Here is an 18549-nt window from a genome sequence, read left to right on the forward strand (position 1 = left end):
TTAAGAGTTAAATAAAATATCTATGCAAATAAATTCTTTTGAGCGCTTTTAAAAAATACTTATTTTTGATTAACTAATGCGAAAACTGCATTAAATATGACTTTACAACAGATCAATTATTTTTTAATACTCGCCAAAGAATTGCATTTTTGGAAAACTGCTGAAAAGATTTTCATTTCTCAATCTTCATTAAGTAGACACATACAATCTTTAGAAGAAGAATTAGGAGTTGTGCTTTTCGAAAGAGATAAAAGAAATGTGAAGTTAACTAATGCAGGAAAGTTTTTGCAAGAACAATGGACAATAAAACTCAAAGAGTTTGATCAAATCCATCGTCAGGCTAAAAAGATAGAAGAAGGGGAGTTTGGAGTAGTTTCCATTACTTATCCTGGTTCTATATCTTATAAATTTCTTCCTAATTTTTTAGAAGTGCTAAATTCTAATTTACCTGATTTAAAATTAGAACTTACAGAACCTACAGATGAGAATCACGAAAAGCTATTACTTGATTATCGAACAGATATTGCTTTTAGTAGAGATCAATTAAAGAACCCAAGTATTGAGTCTTTAAAATTGTATTCGGAGCCTATTTGCCTGGCAGTACCCAAGGATCACTGGTTTGTTCAACAAAAATCTAGAGATATTAGTAAACTAAAGAATGAAAAATTTCTTATTTCGGGATTACATCAAACCACTTTCTTTGGTTCTCTATTAAGAGAATTATTTATAAAATATGATTTTGAACCTATTACTACAATAGAGTCTGATTTTGGGGGAATGATTGTAAACCTTGTCGCTAAAAAAATTGGAATTTCCATACTTCCTTATTCTTATAAATTTTCTAATACGAAAGATGTAAAGTTTATTGAATTAGATGAAAAAATAGATTTATATATTAATTGGAGAAAGGGCGAATTAAATAAAACCATTCATAAAGTGGTTGAGTTTGCTGTACTTATTAATAAATAATTGTTAAAAGCTTTCTGTTAACTAAACGATTGTTTAGTTTTGAATTGTAATTAGAACTATGGCTAGAAAAAAAGAATATATAGAAGAAGAAGTTATTGATAAAGCAATGCATTTGTTTTGGCATAACGGTTATGAAAACACCTCTATGAAGATGTTAGAGCAAGAAATGGGGATTAATAAGTTTTCTATATATTCAAGTTTTGGAAGTAAACACGGGCTTTTTCTTAAGAGTTTAAAATGCTACAATTCTAAAATTAAAAACATCTTTGAAAAACTTAAAAATGCTTCAAACGGTGTTGAAGACATCAAAGAATTTTTTTATGATTCTGTAAATATCGGATCTCAATTAGGTAATAAAAAAGGTTGTTTGCTTACTAATACTTATAATGAGTTTTCGGAAAGTGATGATGTTTTAATTAAAAATGAAATGAATGTTTTTATGAGTAACCTTAAAAACATTTTTATTGAAAAGCTAAAAACTGATGCATCCAAAAGCGAGGAAACAGTATTAAAGCAAGCTAACTTTTTACTATTAGCTAAGCACGGTTTAGCCGCAGCGTCTAGAGTCAATACCCAAAAAGAAATAGAAGACTATATTGAAATGACGTTTAAAAACATATAAAAATTTTTTAACCCAAATCTAAACGATTGTTTAGATATTTATTAATAATAATTAAAGTTTAAAATTATGACAAGTTTAAAAATTCAGAGTTTAGAATCTGCTCCAGAAGAGAGCAAAGAATTATTAGAAAAATCTAAAAAGGCTTATGGTATGATACCTGGTTTACATGGTGTTTTGGCCGGAGCTCCAGGGATTCTTGATGCTTACCAAAAATTACATGAGTTATTTGTAGATTCCTCTTTTAATAATGAAGAGTTAACTGTAGTATGGCAATCTATAAATGTAGAACACGAATGTCATTATTGTGTGCCAGCACACACAGGTATTGCTAAAATGATGAAAGTAGATGATGCTATTACAGAAGCGCTACGTAACGAAACCAAATTAGAAGATTCTAAGTTAGAAGCCCTTCGAACTATGACATTAAAAATTGTTCGTAATCGTGGTAATGTAACTCAAGAAGATTTAGATGCTTTTTACGAAGCAGGTTACGGTGAGAGACAAGTACTGGAAATTATCTTAGGCTTATCTCAAAAAACCATTAGTAATTATGTAAATCATATTGCTAATACACCAGTTGATGAGGGATTTAAAAAATACGACTGGAGTAAATAAATCTTCGTTTTATTCTAAATCTTAAAATAGGTTAGTTGTTATAAACCTTCCGTTTAGTCGGAAGGTTTATAAACTAAAAATTAAGAATCTAAAAAAATAGATATATGAGCATGATAGTAGAAAATAAAGTAGCATTAGTAACTGGCGCAAACAGGGGAATTGGTAAATCTATTGTAGAATCATTTATAAAATACGGTGCTAAAAAAGTATACCTAGCAGTTCGAGATTTAGATTCTACGAAAGAATTAGAAGATAAGTATGGAAATAAAGTTGTAAAGGTAAAAGCAGATCTGTCCAATACAGAATCTATAGAAAATTTAGCACAACAAACAACAGATGTAGAGATTGTTGTTAATAATGCTGGTATTGGTAACCCACAGGTAACCATTGGTAAAGAAGTAGAAAAAGAGCTTCAAAAACAGTTAGACGTTAATGTATTCGGTTTTTTACGAGTGGCAAATGCTTTTGCTAAAATATTAGAAAAAAACAAAGGAGCACTAGTTCAAATGAATTCTGTAGCTTCTTTAAAAAACTTCCCTCATCTTTCTATCTATTCCGCATCAAAGGCAGCTTCTTATTCTTTAACACAGGGTTTAAGAGCAGACTTAAAAGATAAAGGAGTAAATATTTTAAGTGTACATCCAGGTCCTATAGATACTGAAATGGCAGCTGAAGCAGGTTTTGATAATCCTTCTTCTCCAGAAACTGTTTCAGAAGGAATTGTAGCCACACTCAAATCTGGAGATTTTCATTTATTTCCAGACGAGATGGCAAAAGAGGTAGAACAGGCTTACCAGAGTTTTTCTGAAAATGTTGTTTTAGCAGAATAAATATATAAAATAAAAATATGATAAAAGTATCCGTAATGTATCCGAACGGTAAAGATGTGCAATTTGATACAGAATATTACAAAAACAAACATTTACCAATGATTGTAAATGCTCTAGGTGATGCCTTAAAAGGTTTAGAATTAGATTTAGGTGTGGCTAGTAGGGGTCTTGAAGAATCTGCACCTTACGTAGCAATCGCACATTTAAAATTTGATAGCATAACCTCGTTTCAAGAGTCTTTTGGACCTCATGGAGAAACTTTTGCTGCAGATGTTAAAAATTATAGTAACGTGCAAGGAGTGCTTCAAATTAGTGAATTGATTACTTTTTAAAAAAGGCTAGAAAGGTGTTGTAATGAAAATTAAAGAAGAAACTATAAAAAATATAGCAGAAAAGAGTTTCAAGTTAGTTTTTAGAACTACTACTGAAGCTCCAGGTTTTGTGCATCTAGTTTTCAATAAAAAAGAGATTACACCTTATCGATTTAGATATATTATGATAGATCTAAAAAAAGAATTATCCAAACTTAGTGTTTCTACATTCAACAAAAAATTAAGCTACCATTGGCTTGTACGCTTTGACCAACAAGTAAACACACCTTTTCATATAGACAATGCTGCAGATGAATCTATACTTATGTTAGGTTATGAGCCTAGTGAAATTAAAAGTGAGTTGCATGTGGCAGATTATCATGCTTACGCTAATAAAGCTTATAAAACATCCGAAGACTATGCTAATAAATTTACACCTGTTTTTAAAGAGGACGATGATTTATTAAAGCCTTTTACATCAAAAATAAATTCAGTAAAAGAGGACAATTATTCTATTGTTATAATTAATAATAGTAATCCAAAATCAAATGTAGAAACATTAGGTATATATCATAAAGCATTAATTATAAATAAAGATTTAAGTAAAAACAGAGTTGTGAATTCTATGGTTTTAAATGTGGTATCAATAGATGAAATCACAGAGGATGAAAAAAAGGAAACCATTTTTCTTAACACTAATCTAATTAGTAAATAACTAGTTTAGAGGTTTAAATAATAAATACAATATTTAATTAAAAAAATAAAATTATGGCTGATAAATTAAAAATAGATATCGTTTCAGATGTGGTGTGTCCTTGGTGTACTATTGGATACAAGCGTTTGGAAAAAGCAATTACAGAACTTGGTGTTCAAGATCAAATAGAAATAGAATGGCAACCTTTTGAGTTAAACCCTAATATGCCCGTTGAAGGTCAAAATGTAAAAGAACATATTACTGAAAAATATGGATCTACGCCTGAGCAACAAAAAGAGTCACAACAGCATATGACCGAAGTAGGAGAAGAGCTTGGTTTTAAATTTGATTATTTTGATGATATGCGAATGGTAAATACTTTTAATGCTCATATTTTATTAGATTATGCAAAAGACTTCGGAAAGCAAACCGAACTTAAAATGCGATTAACTACCGCTTTCTTTAGTGAACGAAAAGATGTTTCAGATAAAGATATCCTAAAACAAGCTTTACTAGATGTTGGTTTAAATGCAGATGAAGCACTTGCAAGGTTAGATATTGAAGAAATACGCTATGATATAAGAAACAAGCAAGGTTATTGGAAAAATATGGGAGTTAATTCGGTGCCAACAATTGTTTTTAACCGAAAAAGTGCAGTCACCGGAGCTCAACCTGTAGATACTTTTAAACAAGTATTAACCGAATTAATTAAAGAATAAGTGAACTATGAAAGATAGAAGACAATTTATAAAAAATCTAGGAATATTAGGAGCTACAGGAGCATTAATGCCCAATATAGGACTAGGACAAACAACAAATAATATGGAAAATAGTAACAATGTAAGACCAAAAGTTTTATTCTTTGATGTTAATGAAACCTTGCTAGATCTTACCGATATGAAACAAGTAGTGAGTGAAGCTCTTAATGGTAGAGATGATTTACTTTCATTATGGTTTACTACCATGCTTCAGTATTCTTTAGTTACTACTGCAAGTGGTCAATATGAACACTTTGGAAATATAGGAGCTGCAGCTTTACAAATGGTAGCAGCGAATAACGGTATTAAAATATCAGAAAAAGAAGCACGCAAAACTATTTTAAATTCCTTACGAGGTTTGCCAGCACACCCAGAAGTTAAAGAAGCTTTATCTCAGTTAAAAAAAGACGGTTATAAACTGGTATCTTTTACAAATTCTTCAAACGAAGGGGTGAAAAAACAGTTTGAAAGCGCGGGTTTAACTGAGTATTTTGATGAACGTTTAAGTGTTGAAGACATTGGGAAATTTAAACCTTTTACAGATACATATACTTGGGCTGCACGAAAAATGGGAATAAAGCCAGAAGAGTGCATGCTTATAGCGGCTCATGGTTGGGATGTAGCTGGTGCGTTGTGGGCTGGTTGGCGTGCTGCATTCATCAGTAGACCAGGACAGCAAATATTTCCTTTGGCCCCACAGACAGAGATTAGTGAAGATGATTTGAAAAAAGTTGCCGAAGTTTTGTTATCATATAAATAATAAAATATAGATAAGTGGTATTGCTTAGAAGGAGTTAAGATGACAATAAATAAATTAATGACAATCTTGACAAATACCAGAAACGACACTATTAAAATTTTCAAAAGTGTAGCCCTTCGGAAGGTTAATTACCGGTTCTTCTTCTAAGCATTCTACTTTTTCACAATTATTACATTGAAAATGAATGTGGTTGTGACGATGTTCTTCGTGTTTACACGTGGTACACATCGCAAAATATTGTTTACCATTCATTCCAACGATTCGATGTACAATACCATCTTTACAAAACCTATTAAGAATTCGATAAATAGTCGCTCTATTATAGCCTTCTATTTCATTTTCAATCATATCGTGGCTCATAGCAGTACCTTTTAATTTTAAAATTTCTAATACATCGTCCTTTGATTTTGTGTTTCTCCGTTTCATCATAAATTTATTTATTGCGACTATATCGCAATAATACAAAAGTTTCATACCTTTACCAAAAATAATTGAAACAATGAATCACATAAAAGAATTTGATGTAGTAATTATCGGTGGAAGTTACGCAGGTTTATCTGCAGCTATGGCTCTAGGGAGATCATTAAGGAAAGTTTTAATAATTGATAATGGTAAACCTTGCAATAGACAAACACCACATTCTCATAATTTTATAACTCAAGATGGAGCAACACCTAAAGAAATTTTTAATAAAGCAAAAGAACAAGTTCTACAATACCCAACAGTTAAATTCTTAAAAGATTTAGCTGTTTCCGCCACTAAAACTACAAATGGATTTGAAATCTTTACGGAAGCAAAAAAGAAGTTTATTGCTAAGAAGATTCTTTTCGCAACAGGAGTAAAAGACATCATGCCAAATTTAAAAGGTTTTAATGAGTGTTGGGGAGTTAGTGTTTTACACTGTCCTTATTGCCATGGCTATGAAGTGGCAAATAAAAAATTAGGTATAATAGCAAACGGTGATACAGCATTAGAACTTTGTAATCTTATTCAAAATTGGACAGATAAATTAACCTTGTTTACGAATGGAAAATCAGAATTGACGCAAGACCAAAGGAATTATATTTCAAAGTTAAAAATTGATATTGTAGAGAAAGAGATTCAAGAATTAGATCATACTAACGGAAATATAGAAAGTTTAATTTTTAATGATGGTTCTATGACTAAAATTGAAGCTATATTTTCTAGAGTTCCATTTGAACAACACTCTAAAATTCCAATAGAATTGGGATGCAAAACTGCAGAATCAGGACATATAGAAGTAGAATTCTCACAGAAAACAAATATTGAAGGTGTTTTTTGTGCTGGAGATAATACTACACCATTTCGAGCCGTTTCAATCTCAACCGCTTCAGGAACAAAAGCAGGAGCTTTCATTAATATGGAATTGATTAATGAAATATTGCCAAAATATAACGTAACTCACGATTCATAATCATATTTGATAAATATTATATTTGTACACAAAATCGTCATAAATAATTTTGCAAGAAAATTTAATAAGAAAACATACTATTGATGAACTAATTGAAATTATGGGGGACAAACCTCAAAATGACGATTTACACGTACATATTTCAAAAAATAAATATGAAGAAATTCCAATAACTTATCCTTTTAGAACAGATGAGTATTGTTTGTTATTCGTGGTTGAAGGAGAAATTAAGATTCAATTAAATTTATTTGAGATTAGCATTAGAAGTGGAGAAATCATACCCATCAAACCAAAAGTGGCAGTTCAAATCCTTGAACTCAGTGAAAATCTAGAAATTATTGGTGTTAGCTTTAGTATAGACTTTATTTTAAAGAATTCTTTTTCTAAGATAGAATTCGATAAAATGGAATTTTTTACTCAAGAGAACACCACAAAACTAAAATTAACACCACCCGAAAGCGAAACGGTAGTAACACTTTCAAAACTTTTAGAAGAATATAATAATTCAAAAAATATAAATAAACCTTTCAAAGAGGAATTAATAAAATTCACTTTTGGGACATTGGTTTTTCATTACTCATCAATTTTTAAACAGAATAATCCTAATCTAGATTTATCTTTATCTAGAAATGAAGAATTAGCACTTCGTTTTTTTAAAATTCTTAATGATAATTTTAAGTTTGAACGCTCTGTGCAATTTTATGCAGATCATTTATCTATGACCTCTGGTCACTTATCTAAAGTTTTAAAAGAAGTATCTGGTAAAACTGCGGGTCAATTAATTGTTGACACTGTTATTATGGAAGCTAAAATATTATTAGGAAATCCTTCACTTTCTATAGCCCAAGTAGCTGATGAACTCCAATTTAGCGATCAGTCATTTTTTGGAAAATATTTTAAAAAACATTCTGGTTTATCTCCATCTCAGTTCAAAAATGTTAAATTAAAGTTACAGAGTTAGACCAAGTCTGGTTTTAACGAATAATTATAAGTACTTGATAGTTATAATTTTGTATTTTTTTGTTTCTTTATTTAAGTATAAAAAATGCTTAAAATTGACCAATTTTACCCTTTTATAGACCTTTTCTATTTATAATTATAGATGCATTTTTGCGGGGTAAATTATTTTAGCCGAACCCTTATATAGGTTCATTTGATTTAAAAAATAATAGAAACTTTAAAAGCTAATTAAATGCTACGTAAACCTTTTTTGTACTCTATCATATTAGGATTTCTCTTGCTCGCTTGTAATGAAAAAGAAACTTCTAAGAAAATAACACCTATTGGAGTAAAAACCATAACTATTGGAAACACAAACGGTACAACTGAAATCACTTCGGAAAGTTACCCAGGAACAATACAAGCTCAACTAGACGCTCAATTGAGTTTTCAAGTATCTGGTGATATCAATAAAATTCATGTTAGTATTGGAGACTATGTTGAAAAAGGAAGTCTCATTGCTAGTATAGATCCTACTACTTATGTAGAACAATATGAAGCAAAAAAAGCACAAGCTAATTTAGCACAAGAGAATTACACTCGTATTAATGAGGTGTATAAAAAAGGGAGTATTGCTGAGATTAGAATGATTGAAGCACGCTCTAATTTTAAGCAGGCTCAGTCTGCCGCAAATGCAGCATATCAAAATGTAAAGAAAACAAAGTTAAGAGCACCATTTTCAGGATATATTGGTAATAAAATGATGGAAACTGGGGATGTGGCAAGTCCAGGAATGCCTGTAGTAGAGTTACTTGATATGAATAAGGTGCAGGCTCTTATCTCTTTATCAGATAGAGAAGTGAACACTTATAAAGTAGGAGATAGTGCTACGGTTACTATAAATGCCTTAGATAAAAAATTTACAGGAGTACTTACCGAGATTGCTGTTCAGTCTGGGAGTCAAAGCCCTGTATATAAAGCTAAGATTACTTTACCAAATCCAGAGAATGTATTAAAACCAGGAATGGCTTGTCAAGCTAGTTTTAATAAATCAGTTAAAAAGACTAATACAGAGACAGAAAACAATTTACAATCAATTATACTTCCTGTGCAGGTGGTTTCTATAACCGATGATGGACAAAATTTTGTATATATTGTAGATACTAATAAAAATACCGCACAACGAAAATTCGTTGAAATCGGTACTCTCTACAATGACGGTATCGCTATAGAAAAAGGCTTGAAGAAAGGTGATGTAATTATTACATCTGGATACCATAAACTTACCAATAACACACCTGTAAAAGTTTTAAGTAAGTAGCCCTATGAAAAAGCAAGGAACCGTTATAGAATGGGGGATGAAGCATAAAGCTTTTCCTCTAGCATTAGCTCTTACATTATTAGTAATTGGACTTATTGGGCTATTTAATATGTCTCGAAATGAGTTTCCCGATTTTACAACTCGAACAGGACTTGTCATTGGATCCTTTCCAGGAGCAAGTTCAGAAGAGGTAGAAACCCAATTAACTTCTAAACTTGAAGAATACTTATTTACGTTTAATGAAGTGGATAAAACTAAAACCTATTCCTATTCAAAAAATGGGATGAGTTATGTGTATCTAGAAGTTTCAGACAGAATTGGGAAAGATGAAACTCAACAATTTTGGAATAAGCTAAAAAATAATTTATTTGTATTTCAGCAGCAATCTTTACCTAAAGGAGTACGAGGTATTGCTGTAAATAGCGATTTTGGTAATACCGCTGCGATGATTTTGTCGGTACAATCTAAAACGAGACCCTATAAAGATCTTCAACTACATGTAGAAGATATTATTGACAACCTTCGCCAAATAGAAGATATGGCGAAAATCACTTACTCTGGTGGACTTACAGAACAAATAGCTGTTTCGGTAGATCAAAATAAATTAGCTCAGTATGGTATAAGTCCGGGGATGCTAATGCAAAGTCTGCAAACCCGAGGAACTATATTACCTGGAGGAACTTTAGAAAACAAAAATTTTGATCGCCCAATACATATTGATGCATTTTTAAATGATGTTAGCGATGTGGCACAACATATCATTAGATCTGATAAAAATGGAAATGTAATTAGACTAAGCGATATAGCCAATGTAAAGCGGGAATATGAAGATCCCGACTCTTATATACAAACGGGAGGTACAAAAGCAATGATTATAACTTTGGAAATGGCTAAAGGGAATAATATTGTACAATTTGGAGAAGAAATAAAAGAGCATTTAGCCCAGCTAAAACAAGATTTACCAGAAGATATTGAAGTTAGAACTATAGCAGATCAACCTGTAGTGGTAGATCATTCTATAGGTCACTTTATGAAAGAATTTGGCTATGCGCTTTTAGGCGTCATCTTAGTATGTATGCTTTTACTCCCTTTTAGAGTAGCTTCTTTAGCTGCAGCAACCATACCTATTACTATTTCTGCAACGCTGGCACTTATGTATCTATTCAGCATGGAACTTAATACCGTAACCTTAGCCGCTTTAATTGTTGTGCTTGGTATTGTGGTAGATGATCCTATTGTTGTCATAGACAATTATGTAGAAAAATTAGATGAAGGCGAATCTAGATTTGAGGCAGCTTACCACAGTGCTGTAGAATTATTCCCATCGGTTTTTACGGCAACGCTTGCTATTTCTGCTACGTTTTTTCCGCTTATGTTTTTTATGACTGGAACAGCAAAAGATTTCTTAAGTACGTTTCCTTTTACAATTTCTATAGCTTTATTTCTTTCTCTGGCGATTTCCATTTTGTTAGTTCCTTTTCTTAATACCGTTTTTATAAAAAAGGGGTTGCATTCAGAAAAAGATGAAGACGATGCTAAAAAGAAAAAATCTATGTTAGATAGACTTCAAGATTTCTTTAACAATAGTGTTGAAAAAGCTATGGAACATTATAAAATAACTGTTTTCATGGGAGTTTTCTCTATCATATTGGGAGTATTCCTTTTTTCAAATGTAAGTCAAGAACTATTTCCAATTGTAGAAAGAGATCAATTTGCAATAGAAGTGAATCTTAGTAAAGGAAGTAATTTACAAGAAACGGCAGCTATTGTAGAAGAGTTTGAAGAGATTTTAGCAAAAGATGAGAGAATCTTAGACTACACCAGTTTTATTGGAGAAAGTTCTCCTCGATTTCATATGGTTTATGCTCCAAATCTTCCAGCAAAAAATTATGCTCAAATATTGGTGACAACAGCTTCAAACGATGCTACGGAGGAAGTACTAAGAGAATATGACGATAAGTATTCTAAGATGTTTCCTAATGCCTATTTAAGGATGAAACAACTTAACATGGTAGGAAAGCCGGCACCAATTGAGGTAAGGCTTTACGGAAATGATATTTCAGAATTAAAAAAATACGGAGATCAAATTATAGATTTAGCTCGAGAAACTCCTCAAACTATTTGGTCTAGAAGTAATTTTGGAGAATTATACAGTTCGGTAAGTATTGATATTAAAGAAGAACAAGCCGCTCAAGCAGGTCTTACCAAAGAAAATATAGGTAATGCCATCGCTATGAATATGGAAGGCTTACAAACAACTCAAATCTATGAGGATGATTATGCCATTAATATTAAAATAAAAGCAGAAAATCATGCGGCACAGACAATTTCAGATTTAAGTCAACTTTCAATATTAGCACCTAACACAGGTAATGTAATTCCATTAAAACAAGTAGCAAATATAACCCCAGCTTGGGAGCAAGAACAAATTGTTAGACGTAATGGGATGCGCTGTTTAACCATTAGAGTTGATATTGAAAAGGGAGCTGTAGCTAACGTTGTTCAAGGCAAAATGACGCCTAAAATAGAAGAATTAGATATTCCTAGTCATATTAGAATAAACTATGGAGGAGAACATGAAATGTCTGAAGAGAATCTATTACCAATGGGGATTTCTTTATTGATAAGTGTATTGCTTATTATCCTAATTCTTATTTGGCATTTTAAATCCTTCAAACACGCAGCTTTAAGTTTTATTACTATGCCGTTAAGTATTCTTGGAGCCGCATTAGGTTTATTATTAATGCAATATCCTTTCGGATTTACTTCCTTTTTAGGAATATTAGCTCTCTGTGGTATCGTAGTAAGAAACGGAATTATTCTTATTGATTTTGCAGATGAATTACGTATTCACCACGGTAAAAATGTTCTACAAGCTGCTATACTTTCTGCACAACGTAGAATGAGGCCTATTTTTCTTACTTCGTCTGCTGCTGCAGTAGGAGTTACTCCAATGATTATTAGTAGATCTAGTCTATGGGGACCATTGGGGACTGTAATTGCATTTGGTCTTTTGGTTTCTATGGTTTTAACACTTTATGTATTACCTGCTCTTTACTGGTTATTTTTTAGAAACGAAGAAAAGACTGAAGAAGAAAATAATGAAGAAGAATTAAAAACAATAAATTCATAAAAAATGGACGTTATAAACCATTCACTATATAAAAAAGTAAGCGTTTTATTAGTACTTCTTTTATCGCTAACGACAATTAACGCTCAGGACAAAAAATTAGAATTAGAAGACTTAAAAAAGTCAGCTTTAGAATATAGCAATCATATTAAAAATGGAAATCTTCGTGCTGAAAAAGCTGAGGTTGCTAGACAAGAAGCATATTCTAAATATTTTCCTGAAGTTGAGGCTACTGGATTGGCATTATATGGTTTTAATGACCTTATACCACCTATTCCACAAACGCTTCCCAACGGAATTGATAATATTTATAGCATAGGCGCGACTGCTACACAAGCTATATATGCTGGAGGAAAAATTAGATTGGCAAATCAATTAGCTCAGGTACAATTAGAAAGTCGTAAACTGGGTACAGAAGAAACTATGGATTCTGTTGTTCTTGCCACCGAAACTAAATTTTGGCAGTTGATTAATATTCAAGAACAGCAAAAAGTAGTGAGGGCGAGTAAAACCTATCTTAATAATTTATTAAAACAACAAGAAGATCTTTTGGATGCAGGACTTATTTCAAAAAATCAGCTACTTCAGGTAAAAGTAGAGAAAAGCGGACTTTTATTAAGGGAAAATGAATTATCAAACCAAAGAAAAATCGCTTTATTAGATTTGGTATTATATGCAGGAATTTCATATGATACTACTTTAGTAGCCTCAAAGAAATCTAATATAGAAATTGCGTCCCCTCATTTAACCTACAAAAACCCTGAACTAGATATTAAAAACAATACGATGTATCGTCTTTTAGAAAAACAGGTAGAAGTAGCACACTTGCAAGTAGAAAATGAAAAAGCCAATTTATTACCTCAAATAGGAGTGGGGCTAAATGCATCAAAATTTGATTCTTTTAATAATGATTTAGGAATAGATATACAACCCATTGCCTTTGGTACTATTACTATCCCTATTTCTGCCTGGTGGGGAGGAGAAAAAAAGCAAATTAGACAGAGTAAAATAGAGGTAGAAATTGCAGAAAATAAGTTGAAAGATGGAAAAGATCAATTAACAGTTGGAATTATGAAAAGCTGGTATGACCTTCTTAACGCTTACAAACAAATTCAATACTCAAAAGATAAGTTGCTTTATGCTACCGAAAACCTAGAAACTCAAAGAGATTATTATGATAGTGGATTAACTAATTTAACAGATTTATTAGATGCACAACAATCTAAGGAAGAAGCAGAAGCTTCAGTGGTAAACGCTTTTGCTAACTACGAACAAAAAGAAGCTGTATACCTTTATAGAACTCATCAATTAGAAATACCTACTATAAAAAATAATTAGCCGTGAACAAAAGCACAAGCTATGTATAAAAAAGCTTTAACTGAAAATATTCTGTTTGTTATCTTTCTTATATTAGGTGCCTGTGTTTTTGTTTATTCAAGATTTACAGGTTTAGAAGACTTAGTAATAGACCCAACTTATATAGTTCCGTTTGATAAAAAACAATTCTATTTTAAAACTGTTTTTGTAGCATTCTTTCAAGGACTCTTTATTCTAAGTTTTGAAAAATTTCTTCATAAAAAATTATCCCAACATCTTATCTGGAAAAAAAGAATAATATGGGTACTAGGAGTTTTTATTTTAATTTTTTTAAACATCTTTTTTATATCTATTTTTTATGATGTGTTATTTGAAGACTTTACATTTTCCCAAGCGTTTAAGGCCATTAGGACTTTGATACAAACCAATCTCTTTATTGTATTTCTAATTTATTTTTTTTCTTTTAGTGCATTTCTTTCTTTTCTAAAACATCTAAGAGAATTGTTTGGAGAACCTGTATTACTTAATTATATCACTGGAAAGTATGAGAACCCAATTGAGGAAAATCGAGCTTTTATGTTTTTAGATTTAAATAATTCTACACAATTAGCAGAAGAAATGGGCCATTTAAAATATAGTAATTTGTTAAACACATGTTTTAAAGATATACTAGACGGTTTACAGAAATTTGATATAGAAATCTATCAATTTGTAGGTGATGAAATTGTTTTTACCTGGAAATCTGAAACGGATTTAAACAACAAAGCTTTTAAAATTTTCAGTAAAATTGAAAAAAATCTTCAAAGAAAACAGAAAGACTATCTACTAAAATTTAAAATGTTACCCAAGTTTAAATCTGCAGTACATTTGGGAGCCGTTTCGGCAACAATTATTGGAGGACAAAATTACAAAGAAATGGCCTACCATGGAGATGTTCTTAATACTACATCGCGTTTGTTAGAACAATGTCACTTACATAAAAAGAAAATTGTTTTTTCTGAAAACTATTTAAAAAACCAAACCAATCTAATAGATGAAGCTCTTCAATATTTAGGAAGTGTACAATTGAGAGGGAAGCAAAGTTACTTAAATATTTACGGGGTATAATTTCCTATACATAAAGATAATTTTTATTAATAGGGTTCCTATAAATAGGATTATTAGTAGTTCTTCTGCTGATGTAAAATATCAAATAAGTTTTAAACAAATTCTGACTAGAGATAAATTTTCTTGAGATACTTATTTACTCTTAACCTATACTCAGCAAGCATTTTACAATATTTACGAATATTCTTTTTCTTTTATAAAAGTTAATTTTAATCCTACAACAGCTTTAAGAAAGCCTATATTTAATACAAATCATATTTTATAAGAAATGGTAATAATGATAAAACACAATTTTAATTAAAGTGATAATGTTTCTTCTAAAAGTTGGAATAGGTTAACGGATTAAACCTTGACGGAAGAAAGGCATAATTCGATTATAAATTTATTATAACCTTCAAAAACCAGCACTCTAATCAATATAATCTTAAAATGATATCTTGGTCAAGCAGAAAGATTACTCAATTATGAACAGGCCGTAAATATGCTGATAATTGCATTTCTACTTATTCTAAACTAGCTCTTTCCTCAGTTTCTATTAACTTACCGTTTACATCATAAGTCTCTATGATTGTTTTTTTTCTCTTATATTGATAAAGTTGATATGTTTCTAAATCCTCATTTTCATTATAATAATTTACTTTAGTAAAATCAAAACTAGACTTTTTATAAAAGGCTTGAGTTACTAAAAGACCGTTTTCTCGGTAACTTTTTATTTCAACAGGATTACCGTTTTTAAAATTACCTTTCATTTTTATATTCCCGTTTTGGTAATACTGGGTTTCAATGCCGTTACAAACTTGATCGCAATTCATGCTAAGTTGACGTTTAGATTTTGATTGATTTTTACTATCAAATGCAAATAAAATCTTAGGAACTCTTAGGGTATCACTATGATTTTCAAGAGTTGTTATAAAGTGACCAATTAAATCACCACGTTTTACAAATACAGTAATTAATTTGTAATTGAATTCTGAAAAATCTTCAATTTCATATTCAGGTTCAATTATTTGTCCGTTACATTCGTCAAGAAAAACAAGATCTAATTTTTTAGTGTTTTTATTTTGGCTTGTGCAAGAAATAGTAGTGATTAGTAATAAACTTATGCGAAGTAATATTTTCATAACAATTATTTATAGGAATTATTTTTTACTGAATTGAAAAGGCTCATAACGATCTTCATCATCAAAATAGCGTTGAGGAACTAATTTACCTACTAAAGGTTCATAAATTTCTGATTTCATATTGCTTCCAGAAAATTTAGACGTCCAATAAACTAATTTTTCGAGATTTAAATTTCTAAACGATTCAGAAATACGCTCCGTAAAATCACAACCATTAATGCTTAAAACTTTAAGTTGCGTTAATGCTGCTAATTCTTCTGGCAATGTAACTTGTTTAAATCCTTCAACTCCCAAAACACGTAAACTTTTCATTGTCCCAAGCCACTTCGGAATTTTTCTTTTGCTATACTTTCCATTAATTACAAGAGTATCTAAATTTAAATTAGAAATGGCTTTCGGGTACGATTTCATTGCGTTACTAATCTGTTCAAACCAAAGGTATTTTAAACTTTTCCATTGCGATACAGAAGACACAGCATCATAATCAAAATGCTCACAAAAACTAACTTTAAAAGCTTCAATTTTTGGGACATTTAATCCTGAAATGGTTTTAATATCACACTCATAGACTACCATAATTTTCAAGGAATTCAAATTCACCTTCGGGAAATCATTAAGTCCTTCGCAACTTCTCAATTCTAAATATTCTAGATTTGGGAGCTGTTCTAACACTGTTTTCAAGGTCTCACTATCGCCTTTATAATTTTGAATTTCTAACTTTTTGAGATTTAAACTTTTATAAGCTGAAAATTCCTCACAATATTCAGGTTTTTCTTTAGGAAATTCAACGGTTAAATCTTCTAAATTGGGACACCTTTTTAATAAGCCTCCAATGTTTTTAGCAGGACCAGCATATTGGTAAGTTTTAATTTGCTCGGGTTGTTTAAGAAAACTAAACGTCGGGTCGCTTAATACAAACGAATTATTTTTTCCTAAGTTCATTTCATCAGCATCGATAAGTTTATAAAATGCTTTTAAATTTGTTATCGGAGTATGCTCAACATTAACATTTTTGGCTGTAATTTTAGTATTTCCAAGCTCTATTTCTTTTAAACCTTTTAAGGTTAGTTGTTCCATTTGCTTGGGTAAAACATCGGTATTCAACACCAAATGATTTTCAAACTGAATGGTTAATTCCTTTAATTTTTCAATTTCCGAAAGTCCTTTAGGAATAACCGCTAAACTCGCTTCTTCATCCACACGCGTAGCATAAGAGGTGTTTTTGAATAGCGTAATCGATTCTAAATTTCCGCAGGTATTAAGACCATCAAAAAGCCACTCTAAATTCGGCTCAAGTTTATAACTCAGGTGTTCTAAACTTTTAAACGCAGCTAATGTGTTCGTGTTTTTGGTTTCTGGAGCCGGACAATTAATACTTATGGTTTTTAATTCAGTAAAAAAAGCAGCATTATCTAAAACATAATTCAAGAGTTTAGGTGTATCTAGAACCACTTCGTTTCGTGTTGAAACTTCAGTCATTGGTTCAATATCTACATTTCTGTTTCCGATTTTGGTGACCAAATTTGGTTTAGAATCAAATCCAAAAAAGAAATCGGCAGAAATAGATTTTAATTCTGAGGCATTAACTTCAAATAGTTCTAGTTTCGGTAAATTTTCTATACCACTAGGCAACTGTTGCAAACTATTAGAGGTTACTTTAAAACGCTTTAGTTTTTTGAGATGCTGAAGATCTTGCGGTAAGGCTGTCAATGCATCTAAACTGAATAATTCAATGTCTTTTAAAGAAGCCGGAAATACAACTTCAGATAAATCTTGAACGTCAACATAATGTAGTTTTAAGACCTTTAATTTTGGGAGTTCTGTTAGCCAACCAAACTCAATTAGGTTTGTATTAGCAGCTCTATTACCAAATACATAAGCGCCTTTAATACTTAATTTTTTTAAAGCTTTTAAATTTACTATTGAAGCTGGTATGTCCTTTAAAAAAGGCATTGTAAGCTTCATTTTTTTTAGGTTTGCAAGATTACCTAGATCTTCAGGTAATTGTGTAAAATCAGCCTCAATCTCTAAAGATTTTAAACTTGTTAATTTAGGCACTTCCTGAATTAAGGAGGCATAACCTTCTCCTTCTTTTTTTAAACCGATTTTTAATGATTCCATACCATTAAATCGACCTAACAAATACGGATGCTTTAATAATCGATCTAAAAATTCAGTAGAAAAACTAAACAACCCTAATTCTGGTTCTTTATGAATCAATGTGTAAAGTTTAAACAGATCTAACTCTTCAGATAACAACCCATATTCTAAAATAGAAATTAGCCTAGCGTTTACGGATTTTACACCGCCTTTTTGAGTTAATTTCTTTCGGCTTTTAAAGGCGAGTTGTAAAGCTTCTGGGGCTTGTTTTTTTATAATATTGGCACATTCGGTTCTAATCTCTTTATTTGCTGCGGCTTTAGCAATTACAAAGATTTCATAGTAAAAAGCTTCGGGATAATTCTCACAAGATTTAATGGCTTCAAAAGAAGTCTCAATTTCAAAAAAATTAAATAGTGGCGCTTTTATAATGGTTGACATAACAGAGTTTCATTTTAGAATTACAAACTTATTTTAAAATGTCTAAATTTTATTCACGGTATTCTGTGATATTATATAT

General features: G+C 31.0%; 17 protein-coding genes. 14 read left to right on the forward strand and 3 right to left on the reverse strand.

Annotated features, from left to right (window positions below; genetic code table 11):
- The first annotated feature begins 96 nt into the window (after positions 1 to 96).
- The 8 genes from LX95_RS03735 (at position 97) to LX95_RS03770 (ending at position 5559) form a co-directional block, all read left to right on the forward strand.
- Entirely contained in the window at positions 97 to 969 is an 873-nt protein-coding gene (locus tag LX95_RS03735; RefSeq protein WP_111540101.1) for a LysR family transcriptional regulator, read from the forward strand.
- Positions 970 to 1027: 58 nt separating this feature from the next.
- A complete protein-coding gene (locus LX95_RS03740; protein ID WP_111540102.1) occupies positions 1028 to 1591 on the forward strand; it encodes a TetR/AcrR family transcriptional regulator in 564 nt (187 codons plus the stop codon).
- A 66-nt stretch (positions 1592 to 1657) separates the two neighbouring features.
- Positions 1658 to 2206, forward strand: a complete 549-nt coding sequence (locus tag LX95_RS03745; protein ID WP_111540103.1) for a carboxymuconolactone decarboxylase family protein — start codon at positions 1658 to 1660, stop codon at positions 2204 to 2206.
- A gap of 104 nt (positions 2207 to 2310) precedes the next feature.
- Positions 2311 to 3036, forward strand: a complete 726-nt coding sequence (locus LX95_RS03750) for an SDR family oxidoreductase (RefSeq protein ID WP_111540104.1) — start codon at positions 2311 to 2313, stop codon at positions 3034 to 3036.
- Positions 3037 to 3053: 17 nt separating this feature from the next.
- Positions 3054 to 3368, forward strand: a complete 315-nt coding sequence (locus tag LX95_RS03755; RefSeq protein WP_111540105.1) for an EthD family reductase — start codon at positions 3054 to 3056, stop codon at positions 3366 to 3368.
- Between the two features lie 22 nt (positions 3369 to 3390).
- The gene (locus tag LX95_RS03760; RefSeq protein ID WP_111540106.1) at positions 3391 to 4062 is read left to right on the forward strand and encodes a hypothetical protein; all 672 of its coding nucleotides are present in this window, start codon (positions 3391 to 3393) and stop codon (positions 4060 to 4062) included.
- 53 nt (positions 4063 to 4115) lie between these two features.
- The gene (locus tag LX95_RS03765) at positions 4116 to 4760 is read left to right on the forward strand and encodes a DsbA family oxidoreductase (RefSeq protein WP_111540107.1); all 645 of its coding nucleotides are present in this window, start codon (positions 4116 to 4118) and stop codon (positions 4758 to 4760) included.
- Between the two features lie 7 nt (positions 4761 to 4767).
- The gene (locus tag LX95_RS03770; protein WP_111540108.1) at positions 4768 to 5559 is read left to right on the forward strand and encodes a haloacid dehalogenase type II; all 792 of its coding nucleotides are present in this window, start codon (positions 4768 to 4770) and stop codon (positions 5557 to 5559) included.
- A 54-nt stretch (positions 5560 to 5613) separates the two neighbouring features.
- Here the strand turns inward: LX95_RS03770 and LX95_RS03775 are convergent, their stop codons facing one another.
- Positions 5614 to 5985 carry a Fur family transcriptional regulator gene (locus LX95_RS03775; protein WP_111540388.1) on the reverse strand — a complete coding sequence of 124 codons (372 nt, stop codon included), beginning with the start codon at positions 5983 to 5985 and terminating at the stop codon, positions 5614 to 5616.
- A gap of 73 nt (positions 5986 to 6058) precedes the next feature.
- Here LX95_RS03775 and LX95_RS03780 point away from each other — a divergent pair, with 73 nt between their 5' ends.
- The 6 genes from LX95_RS03780 to LX95_RS03805 all read left to right on the forward strand — a co-directional run bounded on the left by LX95_RS03780 (position 6059) and on the right by LX95_RS03805 (position 14808).
- Positions 6059 to 6994 (forward strand): NAD(P)/FAD-dependent oxidoreductase, encoded by a 936-nt coding sequence (locus LX95_RS03780; protein ID WP_111540109.1) that lies wholly within the window; start codon positions 6059 to 6061, stop codon positions 6992 to 6994.
- A gap of 49 nt (positions 6995 to 7043) precedes the next feature.
- Positions 7044 to 7955: a helix-turn-helix domain-containing protein gene (locus tag LX95_RS03785; RefSeq protein WP_111540110.1), complete on the forward strand. Its 912-nt coding sequence runs from the start codon at positions 7044 to 7046 to the stop codon at positions 7953 to 7955.
- A 231-nt stretch (positions 7956 to 8186) separates the two neighbouring features.
- The gene (locus tag LX95_RS03790; protein ID WP_111540111.1) at positions 8187 to 9254 is read left to right on the forward strand and encodes an efflux RND transporter periplasmic adaptor subunit; all 1068 of its coding nucleotides are present in this window, start codon (positions 8187 to 8189) and stop codon (positions 9252 to 9254) included.
- A 4-nt stretch (positions 9255 to 9258) separates the two neighbouring features.
- A complete protein-coding gene (locus LX95_RS03795; protein ID WP_111540112.1) occupies positions 9259 to 12387 on the forward strand; it encodes an efflux RND transporter permease subunit in 3129 nt (1042 codons plus the stop codon).
- A 3-nt stretch (positions 12388 to 12390) separates the two neighbouring features.
- Positions 12391 to 13722, forward strand: a complete 1332-nt coding sequence (locus tag LX95_RS03800) for a TolC family protein (protein ID WP_111540113.1) — start codon at positions 12391 to 12393, stop codon at positions 13720 to 13722.
- Between the two features lie 21 nt (positions 13723 to 13743).
- Positions 13744 to 14808, forward strand: coding sequence for an adenylate/guanylate cyclase domain-containing protein (locus LX95_RS03805; RefSeq protein ID WP_111540114.1), 1065 nt, complete (start codon positions 13744 to 13746; stop codon positions 14806 to 14808).
- Positions 14809 to 15311: 503 nt separating this feature from the next.
- On the opposite strand, the gene LX95_RS03810 is transcribed toward LX95_RS03805, so the two are convergent.
- Together LX95_RS03810 and LX95_RS03815 are read right to left on the reverse strand one after the other, a co-directional pair.
- Complete coding sequence (locus tag LX95_RS03810) at positions 15312 to 15929, reverse strand: toxin-antitoxin system YwqK family antitoxin (protein WP_111540115.1); 618 nt, start codon at positions 15927 to 15929, stop codon at positions 15312 to 15314.
- Between the two features lie 18 nt (positions 15930 to 15947).
- The gene (locus LX95_RS03815) at positions 15948 to 18470 is read right to left on the reverse strand and encodes a leucine-rich repeat domain-containing protein (RefSeq protein ID WP_111540116.1); all 2523 of its coding nucleotides are present in this window, start codon (positions 18468 to 18470) and stop codon (positions 15948 to 15950) included.
- Positions 18471 to 18549 lie beyond the last annotated feature (79 nt).

Source organism: Mesonia algae (assembly GCF_003253545.1).
Taxonomy (GTDB): Bacteria; Bacteroidota; Bacteroidia; order Flavobacteriales; family Flavobacteriaceae; genus Mesonia; species Mesonia algae.